This is a genomic window from Marinobacter sp. LV10R510-11A, assembly GCF_900215155.1.
Classification (GTDB): Bacteria; Pseudomonadota; Gammaproteobacteria; order Pseudomonadales; family Oleiphilaceae; genus Marinobacter.
On sequence record NZ_LT907980.1, the window covers coordinates 1,436,897 to 1,450,331 of the forward strand.

The 13,435-nt window shown below is 53.3% G+C and carries 14 protein-coding genes; 4 read left to right on the forward strand and 10 right to left on the reverse strand.

Going from position 1 to position 13,435, the window contains the following annotated elements:
* Positions 1-25 precede the first annotated feature (25 nt).
* The 4 genes from CPH80_RS06855 to CPH80_RS06870 form a co-directional block, all read right to left on the reverse strand.
* Entirely contained in the window at positions 26-703 is a 678-nt protein-coding gene (locus CPH80_RS06855) for a flagellar hook assembly protein FlgD (protein ID WP_096276365.1), read from the reverse strand.
* 18 nt (positions 704-721) lie between these two features.
* On the reverse strand, positions 722-1,171 hold the full coding sequence (gene flgC / locus CPH80_RS06860; RefSeq protein ID WP_096276367.1) for a flagellar basal body rod protein FlgC: 450 nt from the start codon (positions 1,169-1,171) through the stop codon (positions 722-724).
* Positions 1,172-1,205: 34 nt separating this feature from the next.
* Complete coding sequence (gene flgB / locus CPH80_RS06865) at positions 1,206-1,604, reverse strand: flagellar basal body rod protein FlgB (RefSeq protein ID WP_096276369.1); 399 nt, start codon at positions 1,602-1,604, stop codon at positions 1,206-1,208.
* Positions 1,605-1,830: 226 nt separating this feature from the next.
* Positions 1,831-2,394: a nitroreductase gene (locus CPH80_RS06870; RefSeq protein ID WP_096276370.1), complete on the reverse strand. Its 564-nt coding sequence runs from the start codon at positions 2,392-2,394 to the stop codon at positions 1,831-1,833.
* A gap of 152 nt (positions 2,395-2,546) precedes the next feature.
* Here CPH80_RS06870 and CPH80_RS06875 point away from each other — a divergent pair, with 152 nt between their 5' ends.
* Positions 2,547-3,992 (forward strand): adenylate/guanylate cyclase domain-containing protein, encoded by a 1,446-nt coding sequence (locus CPH80_RS06875; protein ID WP_096276372.1) that lies wholly within the window; start codon positions 2,547-2,549, stop codon positions 3,990-3,992.
* Positions 3,993-3,997: 5 nt separating this feature from the next.
* On the opposite strand, the gene queF is transcribed toward CPH80_RS06875, so the two are convergent.
* From queF to CPH80_RS06890, 3 genes are read right to left on the reverse strand one after another with little or no spacing between them, the layout of a single operon-like run.
* Positions 3,998-4,816, reverse strand: coding sequence for an NADPH-dependent 7-cyano-7-deazaguanine reductase QueF (gene queF / locus CPH80_RS06880; RefSeq protein ID WP_096276374.1), 819 nt, complete (start codon positions 4,814-4,816; stop codon positions 3,998-4,000).
* Between the two features lie 43 nt (positions 4,817-4,859).
* Complete coding sequence (locus tag CPH80_RS06885) at positions 4,860-5,633, reverse strand: ABC transporter permease (protein ID WP_096276376.1); 774 nt, start codon at positions 5,631-5,633, stop codon at positions 4,860-4,862.
* Positions 5,630-6,580: an ABC transporter ATP-binding protein gene (locus CPH80_RS06890; protein WP_096276378.1), complete on the reverse strand. Its 951-nt coding sequence runs from the start codon at positions 6,578-6,580 to the stop codon at positions 5,630-5,632. Before CPH80_RS06890 ends, CPH80_RS06885 begins: the two co-directional genes overlap by 4 nt.
* Before the next feature lie 244 nt (positions 6,581-6,824).
* Between CPH80_RS06890 and CPH80_RS06895 the strand changes: the two genes are divergently transcribed.
* Positions 6,825-7,973: an organic solvent ABC transporter permease gene (locus CPH80_RS06895; protein WP_096276380.1), complete on the forward strand. Its 1,149-nt coding sequence runs from the start codon at positions 6,825-6,827 to the stop codon at positions 7,971-7,973.
* Here the strand turns inward: CPH80_RS06895 and CPH80_RS06900 are convergent.
* The 3 genes from CPH80_RS06900 to CPH80_RS06910 all read right to left on the reverse strand — a co-directional run bounded on the left by CPH80_RS06900 (position 7,963) and on the right by CPH80_RS06910 (position 10,413).
* Complete coding sequence (locus CPH80_RS06900; RefSeq protein WP_096276382.1) at positions 7,963-9,279, reverse strand: HD-GYP domain-containing protein; 1,317 nt, start codon at positions 9,277-9,279, stop codon at positions 7,963-7,965. The genes CPH80_RS06895 and CPH80_RS06900 overlap by 11 nt on opposite strands.
* A 164-nt stretch (positions 9,280-9,443) precedes the next feature.
* Positions 9,444-10,055, reverse strand: coding sequence for a hypothetical protein (locus CPH80_RS06905; protein WP_227520388.1), 612 nt, complete (start codon positions 10,053-10,055; stop codon positions 9,444-9,446).
* A gap of 79 nt (positions 10,056-10,134) precedes the next feature.
* The gene (locus tag CPH80_RS06910) at positions 10,135-10,413 is read right to left on the reverse strand and encodes a PilZ domain-containing protein (RefSeq protein WP_096276384.1); all 279 of its coding nucleotides are present in this window, start codon (positions 10,411-10,413) and stop codon (positions 10,135-10,137) included.
* A 237-nt stretch (positions 10,414-10,650) separates the two neighbouring features.
* On the opposite strand from CPH80_RS06910, the gene CPH80_RS06915 reads away from it, so the two are divergent.
* Both CPH80_RS06915 and CPH80_RS06920 read left to right on the forward strand, forming a co-directional pair.
* Entirely contained in the window at positions 10,651-11,667 is a 1,017-nt protein-coding gene (locus CPH80_RS06915; protein ID WP_096276386.1) for a Fe(3+) ABC transporter substrate-binding protein, read from the forward strand.
* Positions 11,668-11,746: 79 nt separating this feature from the next.
* Positions 11,747-13,435 carry an ABC transporter permease gene (locus tag CPH80_RS06920; RefSeq protein WP_096276388.1) on the forward strand — a complete coding sequence of 563 codons (1,689 nt, stop codon included), beginning with the start codon at positions 11,747-11,749 and terminating at the stop codon, positions 13,433-13,435.

The window sequence follows — 13,435 nt, forward strand, 5'->3', positions numbered from 1 at the left end:
ATTCACCCCTGGTCTGACACCGGTATTAATTAATTTGTTTAACATCTGATAGTGCAATAGAGCCCATGCCCGCCAGGTTCAGAGTAACGGAGCCACCCTGGCCCAACGAAACACTGTCTACATTGGCACTAACAAGGGTCGGAAGCTGCACACTGCCCTGCGGATAAGACCCTTCAGCCACAATCTTGTATGGCCCGGGCGGCAAGCTGTTGCCGTCGCCGTCCTTGCCATCCCAGCTGAACGCCTTAACACCTGCCGCGCTATTGCCTAGATCAATCTGGCGCACCAGCTCACCGTTAGGGCTCTGAATAGACAAGCGCACACCGCCGGTAGAGGCTGGTACCTGAATGTTGCCCGAAATTTCGCCCTCAGCTCCCAAGATCCCAACTTCGGAAGGCGCAAGAACGGTCTTGCCAACCATCGCCGAGGCCTGAAGCGCCTGAGTAGAGCGGAACTGTCCAACCACATCATCAACCGAACCGGAGAGCTTCTGCATCTCTTCCAGCGAGCTGAACTGCGCAAGCTGCGAAATAAACTCGCCGTTATCCTGGGGCTCCAGTGGGTTCTGGTTTTTGAGCTGCGCCAGCATCAATTCCATGAACTCGTTCTTGCCAAGCTCACCTTTGCCGTTGGCGCCATCCTGCTGCTGGGTTCTGTAATCACCCAGTACGTCAGAAGCTTGTGTTGCGTTAATTGCACTCATGATTCGGCCCTCGCCCCGTTACTGCTGACCAAGTGTCAGGATGCGCTGCATCATAGATTTGGCCGTGTTCATAATGTCCACGTTCATCTGAAAGCTTCTTGAAGACGACATCATATCTGCCATCTCTTCCACCACATTCACATTGGGATAAAATACATAGCCGTCTTCGTTAGCCGCCGGGTGGTGGGGCTGGTAGCGCATCTGCAGCTCGGCATCGCTCTCAACAATGCCCTCCACACGAACACCCGCACTTGCACCCTCTCCCGCCTGAGCACCAAGGCCTTGCTGGCCCGGGTTCATCATGGACTGTTGAATAGCTGAGAAAACCGGTTTGCGTGCGCGGTAAGTGGTATCCGTGCTCGAACTGGCTGTTTCAGCGTTGGCAATGTTTGAGGCGGTGGTATTCAGCCGCAGCGATTGCGCTGTCATGCCGGAACCGGCGATGTCAAAAATGCTGCCCAGTGACATGATGTCTCTCCTTCGCTAATCGTTGAACGGCGGCTTACTCGCCTTTAATGGCTTTAGTCAGGCCGGTAAACTTGCTGTTAAGAAACTGGAAGCTGGCTTGATAATCCATCGCGTTACGCATGAACCGGGTTTGTTCACCCTGCGAGTCAACCGTATTACCATCTACTGAAGGTTGATTCGGCACCCGGTACAGCAAGTCCGAATCCCCTGCGCCTGCCGACGTATCCATATGGCCCGCGTGGGTTTTCTCCATGCCAAAGCCACTCATGTTGTCCTGGGCCCTTTGCATCACGGCCTGGAAGTCCATATCTCGAGCCTTAAAGCCCGGCGTGTCGGCATTGGCCATGTTATTCGCCTGAATTTCAGCGCGCTTAACTCTGGCTTCCAGCGCGTGCTGATGAATGCCAAGAGCTTTATCAAAAGTGATCGCCATACAACCTCCGAAATCCTGTCACCGACGGTTAAAACTTTGCCGGATTTGTTCTATGGCAGAACTAAAGCAATGCTGATGCCAGCTTTTGGAAGCCCTGTGAATCAAGGCGCTTTCAGCGAGTTACGGGAGGAAACGGGGTAAAAGTGCAGGGAAAGGAGCGGCAAACCCTAATTAAAGCGGCAAGCTGTTTCCCCCATTGAAATAGCGGAGGAACCATACCTTTTCATCACGCAGGCCAGCGTGCAACAAATTCGGCCAATGCCGGCCTGGGAACTGCAGGTTTGGTGGAGGACACCGTCCCGGTATATAAAAAGCCGGTTACAGACTCCCCTTCTACAAGGCCGAGCCCTTTGTGCACCATGGGGTAGTGGGACAACTCTCCTGAACGCCACATAACCCCGTAGCCGGCATCCTGCAAAGCCAGCCCAAGAAAGCCCATGCCTGCACCGGCTGAAAGTATCTGCTCAACCTCGGGCACCTTGTGGTGCTTTTTTGGTGAAGCAATTCCGACAATAATCATGGGAGAACGCTGTGCCTTATTACGTATTATCTCCAACTTCTTCTCATCGGTCTTACCCCTCATATCGGAGTACCCGGCCGCAAGCAGCTCACCCAGGGCTTTCAAACCATCACCTTCGATGACCAGATAACGCCACGGGCGCAGCAAGGCATGGTCCGGCGCGCGGGATGCACAGGCAAAGGCCCGGTCAAGCGTTGCGGCATCGGGGGCCGGCGCCTCCAGCCGCGGCTCAGATGCCCGGTTGAGCAAAAAGTCAGTGACTGAACTCATATCTATAGTTTCCGGTAGCTAAATTCTGATCGGATATCACCCAAGCGACACCTGTGAATTGTGGGTTATACGTAATACTGTTAACCTTTAGTCGTACTCCGCATAACACGAACAAAACTATACGGTTTCAGCGCCATGAGTGATCCGCGTACATGATGAGTGCTCCAGCAGATCTGCGCAATGCCAGCAACAGCGTAGAAAAATCACTGGCATCCGAGGCTCTGAACAGCCCGGTGGCCATTCCCCCTATGCCCGACTATAACGGGCGCCTGCTGGCGTATACAGCAACAGCAACCATTATTGTTACGGGTGTTCTGCAGGGTGCATTTCAGCAATGGCACCTATGGCTGATTGCCGGTGCGCTGATCTGGCCGCACATTGCGCACCTAGTAACCCGGCGCACGTGTCTAAGAAAATCCCCCCGTATCCGCCAGAAAATGCTTATCGGGGATTGTATTATTGGCGGTGGTCTCATCGGATGTATCGGCCTGGTTGCCATTCCCTCTATTTCAATCATCCTGATGCTAATGTTCAGCGCGGTCATCATTGGCGGTATTCGCCAGTGGCTGATCGGTTGTGGGTTTATGGCGGCATCTATTGCGGCGTTCTTCGCCATATTCGGCCCAGCTGAGTCGTTCCAATCACCACTGCTCACTAGCATGATGTCCATACTGGCCACCGGGCTTTACATCTGTGTGACAGCTTTTTACTCACACCAGCAAGCCCGTGCCCTGATGCTGGCAAAAACTCAAATACAAAACCAGCGCGAACAATCCATCGCGCTTTCCCACAAGCTGTCAAAATACCTTTCACCCCAAGTATGGCAATCCATCTTTACTGGCGAACGCGACGTTCGTCTTGAAACACAGCGCAAAAAGCTCGCCATTTTTTTCTCGGATATAAAAGGCTTTACCGAGCTTTCGGAAGAAATGGAGCCGGAAGCTCTCACGGAGCTGCTGAACCACTACTTCAACGGGATGGCTGAAGTGGCGCTCAGGTACGGCGGCACCATTGATAAGTTTGTGGGTGATTCCATCATGGTGTTCTTCGGCGACCCCACAAGCCGCGGCCAGCGGGAAGACGCTTTCGCCTGTGTATCCATGGCCATTGATATGCGCAAGCACATGAAAATCATGCGGCAGAAATGGCGCAGCCAAGGCATAAAAACCCCGCTTGAAATTCGCATGGGCATCAGCACCGGCTACACAACCGTGGGTAACTTCGGCGCTGAAAACCGTATGGATTACACCATTATCGGCAAGGAAGTTAACCTTGCCAGCAGGCTGGAATCTCTCGCGGAGCCGGGCGAAATTCTCGTGTCCTACGAAACATTCTCATTGATCAAAGATCGGATCATGTGCCGTGATAAAGGGGAGATCACAGTGAAAGGCTTCGGCAAACCCGTGCCTATTTATGAAGTTGTAGATTTCCGCAGAGATATGGGCCCCAACCGAAGCTTTATGGAACATGAGCACAGTGGCTTTGCCATGTACTTGGATTCCGACAAAATCACAGACAGAGAGCGCAAGAGTATCCTCAGCGCACTGGAAGATGCCACAGAACGCCTGCGGCATGAAGAAGATAGCGCCCGGGACTGATTTGTTTACTGCCGAACCAGCCTTGGGCCGACCTGCTCTACCGGCTCTGTGCTGCGCCATGGGTTGATATCCAGGCCGCCACGGCGGGTATAGCGGGCACAAACAGTCAGGTTCTGAGGTTTGCACCGGCTTAGAAGGTCGGTGAACAGCGTTTCCACACAATGCTCGTGAAAATCCTGCTTCTGCCGAAAGCTCACGATGTACCGCAATAACCCAGCCCGATCGATAGCTGGCCCGGTATAGCTGATCAGCACGGTTCCCCAATCCGGCTGGCCAGTCACCGGGCAATTACTCTTCAACAGGTGGGAGCAGAGCTTCTCGGTGACCGCAGGCCCGTTCGCAGAAAGCGACTCAGGCGCATAGTCGTACACCACATCGTCAACCGCCTCGTTATCAATCAGCTCAAAGCCAGATGGGCGCCCAGTGGCGGTGCCTGAATCGTCCACGCTTAGGAAGCGGACGCTCACCGCCGCACCACAGACGCTGGATAAATCCCCGGTCACGGTTTCAACAACCTGCTTAGCGGATGAAAACACCGTTTGATTCAGAGAGTTCAAATAAAGCTTGAGCGACTTAGACTCAACAAGTGATGGCGAGGCTGCGGGAAACCGAATTTCCGCCCAAGCAAGATCTGGAATGCCACCAGGGCGCAGCCACGAGATCTCCCAAGCTTGCCAAAGATCCCCTCCAAACCAGGGCCAGCGGCCGTCTTCAAGGCCGATGCGGCGGCGATTTTCCTCGCGCGCTACCGGGAAAAGCAGGGCTGGATCATAGCGATCCGGGTAATCGCTGGTTTTGCCAAGCGGCGCATTATCGAGAGCCATAGGGTTTCCTAAAGATAGATGTTTCTGAAAAACAAGCCGAACGTCAGTGGCGTATGCCCTTCCCTCGCGCCAACAATTTAAGCGCAATAAAAGTAAGCACAGCGATGAACGCCAAAATCATACCAAGGGACACAAACGGGTTTACATCAGAAACGCCGAGTATGCCGAACCGGAACCCATTTACCATATACAAAATCGGGTTCACCATAGACACGCCCTGCCAGAAATTCGGCAGCAGATCGATGCTGTAAAATACCCCGCCAAGATACGTAAGCGGTGTCAGAATAAAGGTGGGCACAATGGAAACATCATCAAACTTGGTCGCCAACAGTGCGTTAATAAAACCACCCACCGCAAACAGCGCCGAGGTCAAAAATACGGTAACCACAACCATCGGCAGGTTATGAATCTGCAAGCGCGTAAACGCCAGCGACAACAGGGTTACGATAACCCCAATTCCTAATCCTCGTACCATGCCGCCAGTTACGTAGCCTGCAAGTATGATCCAATTGGGCACCGGCGAAACCAGCAGTTCTTCCACGCTACGCTGGAACTTCATGGAGAAGAACGACGACACTACGTTGGCGTAAGAGCTGGTAATAACTGCCATCATGATCAGCCCTGGCACAATGAACGACATATAATCGAAACCGCCCATTTCGCCGATTCTAGAACCGATCAGGTTGCCGAAAATAATAAAGTACAGCGTCATGGTGACCGCTGGTGGCAGCAGAGTTTGCGGCCAAATGCGGGTAAACCGACGTATTTCACGCGATACAATCGTGCTGTATGCGGTGAACAGAGCCTGAGCATTCATGTTCTGCCCTCCGTTATTCCTTCGGCAGCGGGTGCATTGTGCTCAACCATGCGAATAAACAACTCTTCTAGCCGGTTTGCCTTGGTTCGCATGCTGACTACCCTTATCCCTTGCTGTTCCAACTGCATGAACACGTCGTTGAGCGACTGCCCTTTGTGCACATCTACCTCAAGCACGCCTTCATCGCCCAGCCTGCAGAAAAAGCCATCCAGTTCCGGCACTTTATTCAGCGCTGTCTCCGCATCCAACAGAAACGTCTCCAGGCTGAGCTGCTGCAGCAATTCTCGTTTGCTGGCATTACGGATAATCCGGCCGTGATCAATAATGGCGATATTCCGACACAGCGCTTCCGCTTCTTCCAGGTAATGGGTCGTTAGAATAATCGTGGTGCCCTGCCGGTTCATCTCTTCAAGAAATGACCACATGGAGCGCCTCAACTCGATATCTACGCCCGCCGTGGGTTCGTCCAGAATCAGCAGTTTCGGTTCATGCACTAGTGCACGCGCAATCATCAGCCTGCGTTTCATGCCACCAGACAGCATCCGCGCCGGGGTGTTGCGCTTATCCCAGAGACCGAGTTTTTTCAGATATTTCTCAGCAGAAACGGCGGCCTTCTTCAGGGGAATCCCATAGTACCCAGCCTGAATGGTGACAATATCAAACACCTTCTCAAACTGATTGAAATTGAACTCCTGGGGCACAACCCCAAGATGGAGCTTGGCATCGGAAAGGTGGGTATCAATATCGTAGCCAAACACCTTTACCTTGCCGGCAGATTTCGTTACCAGCGAACACACAATGCCAAGCGTGGTTGATTTGCCTGCACCGTTTGGGCCCAGCAATGCAAAGAAATCCCCCTGTGCCACATGAAGGTCAATTCCCTTGAGGGCTTCAAATCCGCTGCCGTAGGTTTTGGTGAGCCCTTCAATTTCCAGAGCATTGGTCATAACAGGTTCCAGTTCGAAAAAAACGACTTTCAGAGAACACTTATTTATTGAGGCGCGTCAGGCTGATTTCAAGACTGGCGCGAGGCTGCAAAAATCCCGCAAAGCCCGCGAAATCCGCAAACTGCGACAGGTATCCCGATATAGCCTGAGCCGGCTGCCTATAATGCGGTTACAACAATTTACAATCGGCCGTCCACACCCATTTCGTTGGCACGGCCCAAACTCAGGGAATGAAAGACGAACCATGGCTGCCGTTCACCTCACTCGCCCATCATTTATGTTGCCCCGTGCGCTTCTTACCGCGCTTTTTATCAGCCCGCTTCTCTCCGGGTGTTTAGGCGGCGACAGTGATAACAACGGCAATGGCACGAGCACCGGGAAAGTTAACGCTTTGGGGGTCAGCGGGCTAAGCTACCAGACCGCCAGCCAGTCTGGTAAAACGAATACCAAGGGCCAGTTTCAATACTACCCTGGTGAAACGCTCAATCTTTGGGTGGGCGACCTGCCTATCGCGGAAGGCGTGCCTGCGCAGGAATGGGTAACACCACTGGAATTCTTCCCTGATTTACGGGCGCAGCTACAGGTCCCATCCGTTGATGATGAAGGCCTTTCTACCCACACGATTACCGAGCAACAGCTTATTACCGACGTGTCATTAGGCAACCTCACTCGCTTTCTCATCGCGCTGAACTGGACTGAGAAAGTGCGCGAAGGCGAAGGGATCGAGATCCGGGATCGCGTCATCCAACAGTTGAATGCGGCGCTGCCCAGCCTTTCCGGGGCCATCGATTTTACCGTAAGCCAAACCGAGTTCGACGCAACCGGCACCGCCTCGTCTCCCGCCAACCAACTGCTTGCTGAAATCTGCTTCTACCCGGTAGGGGATGAACTGTGCGAAAAGCTCCCAACTCAAGCCGACATAGACTCTTTGCCCGAACGCCCCGAAGATGATAACGAATGGGATCCAGAGGTGGAGTACAAACAGGATTTGGAGGCGAAAAAACAGCGGATTATCGAAGCCGCACGCTCCATGGACGAGGTTGATGCCGAAGATGCCAGGGACTACCTGAAACGGGAACTAAAGAAGATTTCAACCATCATTGGGAATCGCTTTTACCTAGACAACCACACAGCCGAACACGCTCCTAACGATACGGGAATCAAACAGGTAAAAATACGGCGCATCGGCGGCGGTATTGAGCTTTCAGATATAGGCGCCATCACTACCCGCCCGCAGGATGTGGTTTTGCATTCCTACAGCAAACAAATGGCAGAGGTGGAGTATTACGTGAGCGGCCCGGCAGGCGGAGAGTCTGAAATTGTGATCAGTTTTTCACCAGAAAACACTTACCGGTGGGTACGGAAAAACCTTCGGGTTGTTATCACCGACTGACCAGCTGGCCAAGGCTAAAACTCCAACGTGATTCCGCGCCAGTCACATCGTAACCTGCGGGGTTCAGCCCGTCGGTTCCGTGGGCAAGGCATTCCTTGATCGCCAATATTTCTGCCGCTGCGCGGCTTTCGTTATATTTGGCCAAATCGACAACTTTTGCGGCTTTCAACGGGGAATGGTGCCGGTCCGTCATAACCATCACCCGTGGCCACAGCCGGCGCTCGGGGGAATGAGAAACCACAATGCCACGCTGGCCGTCCGTTAATTCCACAAGACTGCCCGTGGGATAAATACCAATCGCTCGAATAAAGCCCTGAACCAGATCGTCCTGAAACTCAATGTTGCGCATATCGTAGAGCAGGGTTACGGCTTTCGCTGGTGTCATAGGCGCTGCCAAACCTTCCCTAGGTTCGATGAGTGTCTCAAAGAACTCTGCAAGCCCCGCAATTTTAGCCAGCAGCGGAATCCTGTCACCACAAATACCTTCGGGAAAACCCGAACCGTTATGACGTTCACGATGGCCCTGCACAACACTTAGAACCGCCCGCGAAAGCCCGCTCTCTTCGAGCTTCGCCATACCCTTTTCAACATAGGTGCGGTAAAGCGCATACTCTTCTGGGCCAAGTTGCCCTTCCCGGCTAAGCAAATCTTCAGACAGTTGTGTTTTACCAACCTGGGATAACAGGCAGCCCAAGCCAAGGTGGTTCAACAGGCCTTCGTTCAGCCCCAGCTGACGCCCGCAAACAAGCGCCCAAACCGATGTATTCAAAGCATGCCGGTATACGTGGTTATCGTGCTTCTGAAGCCGGCTAAGCCATAGCAACGCATCCGGTTGACGGATGACACTGCACACCATTTTGTTGATAACCACTGCAATAGGCCGCAGATCCCGGGATTCCTGAGAAGTCACGGCGGTGTAAAGATGCTCAAGCGCAACGCCCGCATCTTCAAGCAGGCGCTTTGATGATTTCATTTCACGCTTCAACGTGGTCACGGCCCGATACTTTACAGGCTCACGTATACTCATCGGAGGTAGTTGAAGCTCTTCCCGACCCTCTCCTGCGCGCCGACCGCCGGTTCCAAAAACCGGCCGAACAACTCTGGAAAGCTCAACAGAGTTCCGATTTTCTGCAACGTCGACAGAGACCCACTGGCAATGGGAAATAAGGGCGCGGATATCGTCCTGGGAACGAATGTGAAACCCCTGAATAGGGAAAGGCGTCTGGTGCCACGGCCGATCCAGGTCAGACACAAACATGCCCACCTCCAGATCTTGCACCGCAATTTTTTTCTGACCAACGCCCACTATTCACTCCTGAATAGGTATTTTTTAGTAGCTACCATTCTTGAATGGTAGCAGGGAATAGTCCATTACAATTTCGTAGCCCAAAGTAACGGCAGCAAGACAAACCGTAACGATATTCTTCAGCCGGAAACAATGTGTAGCAACGTGACCGGCATCACAACTCATCAGTCCGCATTACACACTGAACGGTCGAACTTTGGCGGCCGAGCGCTGAGAGAGCCTCGAGGCGTTTTGCGGGTGTAAACGGTGTAAGGAACCGTTGATGCACGGATATAATCAACATTCACCGCGTCTTTTCCTTCGCCTTTAACAGCGGAAACCGGCTCACAGGCAACCAATAGCTCCAGCCGGCCAGATATATCTGCAATTCGCGCTTCAGAATCAGAAGGATTCACCAACATGCACGCATCGCTGGCATTTACCGACGGCTGTTCCTGAACCAGCCGATCACTCGCGCTTTCGCCACAGGCGCGAATACCCTGACCGCAAGCCCCCGCCTCAGCATGGCTGCCGTCGTATAACCGCCAGGCCCGCTCACTACACTGGGTTTCGAGAGTTAAGGGTGTGGCGCGATCTGATACGAACCACCAAGAGGGGTATTCAGCACTGTGCCACGATAACCGGACGGTTCTCGGCTCCCCTTGGGAGTTCTCGGCTGGAAACATGGCGTAGTGGGAGTAATAGGTAGCACAACCAGACTGCATCACCAGCAGCCCGCTCAATGCCAGCAAGCGTGCAACGCCTTTGGAAATTCTATGAAATCTAAAAGCAATCATGAGTCTCTCGTTGTCCCTTAACGACAATCTCACTGGAGTGATGGATATCATCCATGGGAAAGCGTGGTAAAAATGCCTGTCAGTTAACACTCTCGTCAAACTGCAAGCCGTAGCCATCATTTGTTATGCGGACAACAACCATACTCAGCACAGGCGCTGGCACGGGCAGCCCCTGTGCTTGCACCTCTACCTTATCCCCCATTTCGGGAGCAAAGGGCTCATTATCCACCACAACAAATACGCCACCATCCGATATATCCCGGGTAGAGAAGACAAACTCCCCTTGTTGTTCGTGGCTTACTTTTACCTTGGCACTCATCGCTGTACGACAGTGCTCTCTGCGATCATCTACACCCATCTGCGACGTTCCACTGCTTTACTAAGGTACATAGTAGATTATTGTGTGTGCTCGCGAATCATATCGTTTATACAACTCGAGGTAGAATAACACTATTTTGAAAGAAGTACGCCAAAGGGAATATTGACTTCCCGCGTAACACAAATGAGAATGGTTGCCGTTGTTAGGCGCTTGTGGCTCTCAACCAGTACCCAAACACAAGCGCACACTCGATCCGAATCACCTAAGGATGGCACCATGCGCATGAAACTCGCCGCAACCGCGGCAATCGCCCTCACGGCTCTTCCCCTTGCTGCCTCTGCAGACGGCGAAGTTAACATCTACTCATACCGTCAGGCGCACCTTCTTGAGCCACTTTTGAATGCTTTTGAACAGGAAACCGGCATCAAGAGTAACGTAGTATTCGCCAAGCAGGGGCTGGCTGAGCGTTTGGCGCGCGAAGGCCGCAACAGCCCTGCAGACGTTGTCATGACCGTAGACATCTCGCGGCTGAATGAGCTGGTGGAGCGTGATCTGGTTCAGGGCGTGGACAACGATGTGCTGAATAAAAATGTGCCGGCTAGCCTGCGTCATCCAGAAGGCAAGTGGATTGGCCTCACCACCCGAGCGCGCCTGATCTATACCTCCAAAGAGCGCGTTGAGGAAGGTGAAATCACTACCTACGAGGAGCTAGCAGATGACAAGTGGGATAACCGCATCTGTACTCGCAGCGGCAAGCACCCGTACAACATTGCGCTGATCTCATCCATGATCGCCCATCACGGCGAAGCCGAAACAGAAACCTGGCTGAATGGAGTTAAAGATAACCTGGCCCGTAAACCCCAGGGCGGCGACCGCGATCAGATCAAGGCTATTTCAGAAGGCGTGTGCGATGTAGCTATCGGCAACAGCTATTACTACGGCAACATGCTGCAGGATGAGAATCAGCGCCCGGCTGCAGAAGCTGTTCGCCTGGTGTTCCCGAATGCCGATGGCCGCGGAACCCACATCAACATCAGCGGTATTTCCCTGACCAAAAGCGCCCCGAACCGCGATAACGCCATTAAACTGATGGAATTCCTGACAGCCCCGGAAGCTCAAGGTATCTACGCCACGGCTAACACTGAATACCCGGCAAACCCGAACGTAAAGCCCACCGGACTGGTTGCAGAATGGGGTGAAATTCAGCCAGACAGCCTTTCTCTGCAAAAAATCGCAGAAAACCGCAACGCGGCAGTCAAATTGGTTGACCGTGTAGACTTCGACGGCGAGTAAGTATTTCGGTGAGGGTGGCCAAGCCGCCCTCACCTTCGCTTTTTATCAACGCTGTAAATGATTCTGAAACAGGAACCCTATGAGCGAGGCCGCGACCAGCGTTAACCCCGGGCTTACACAGCCCTTGCTGGCAAAGCACACCTCCCGCCGCTGGCTTTTCAGCGCACTGCTAACCACCGCCATCGTTGCTCTGCCGGTTCTATCGGTTATTTTCTTGGCCTTCTTCCCTGAAGAAAATATATGGCCACACCTGATAAACACCACGCTGCCCCGCTATCTTGTAACAACCCTGAAACTCATGGCTGGGGTTGGCGCTATCACGCTAGTGATCGGCCTTTCAACTGCCTGGGCCGTCACCATGTGCGAGTTCCCCGGCCGTAAATTTTTCGAATGGGCCATGTTGTTGCCTTTCGCGGTGCCGGCTTATGTGATCGCGTACGTCTACACCAGCCTTCTGGATTATGCCGGCCCGGTTCAGGGCATTCTGAGAGATTCGTTTGGCTGGGCCAACGCTTCGGATTACTGGTTTCCCGAAATTCGCAGCCTAGAAGGCGCCACGCTGATGCTCGGCCTGGTGCTCTACCCCTATGTTTATCTTCTCGCCCGGGCCGCGTTTCTGGATCAGTCTCCCTCACTGTTTGCAGTCAGTCGCAGCCTTGGCCACTCGGCCCTTAGCACGTTTTTCAAAGTGGTTCTGCCCATCGCCCGCCCGGCCGTTGCAGTGGGTCTTTCTTTGGTACTAATGGAAACCCTGAACGATTTTGGCACCGTCGATTTTTTTGCTGTGCAAACACTCACCGCCGGCCTGTTTGATACCTGGATGAACCTTGGCAACTTGGGTGGTGCGGCCCAGATAGCCACAACCATGCTCATTTTTGTGGTTATTCTGGTCACTCTTGAACGCTATTCCCGTCGACGCCAGCAACAATTTGCCGCCCGGGATAACCGCGACCCCATTCGCCGTTTCACCATGTCGCACCCAAGGCAACTCATCTGCGTTGCCGTGTGTGCGGCGCCGGTAATCTTTGGCTTTGTTATCCCGGGTGTGACTCTGGGCATCTATGCGTGGGAATACTTTGATCAAAGCTGGAACCCGGTGTTTATACGCAACACCCTTAACAGCCTATTCCTCTCCGGGGCCGCAGCACTGACCACCCTGCTGATCGGCGTTACCCTCGCCTACAGCCGAAGGCTTCACAACACCCGTGGGATGCAAGTGCTCATGCGTCTCTCAAGCTTGGGTTACGCCATGCCAGGTGCGGTGCTAGCCGTGGGTGTGATCGTGCCGCTGGCAGGCTTTGATAATTGGCTGGATAGCCTAATGAGGGATTACTTCGGTGTAAGCACAGGCCTTCTACTCAGCGGCTCGGCCTTCGCCATCGTATTTGCTTATACAGTGAGATTTTTGGCGGTGTCTGCCGGTAGTGTAGAAAGCGCACTGCAGAAAATTACCCCGAGCATGGATATGGCATCGCGCTCACTGGGCAACAGCCCGGGCAAAACACTGGTGAAGGTCCACCTTCCCATGCTTCGCGGCACATTGATTACCGCCGCACTGGTGGTTTTTGTAGATTGTATGAAGGAGTTACCGGCCACGCTGATACTGCGGCCGTTCAACTTTGAAACTCTGGCCACCTACGTGTACCAGTTTGCCTCCGACGAACGCCTATATCACAGCGCGCTGCCGGCACTCATTATTGTACTGGCGGGCATTATCCCCATCATTTTGATGAGCCGGTCAATCTCCAACACTCGCTCTATGGTCTGA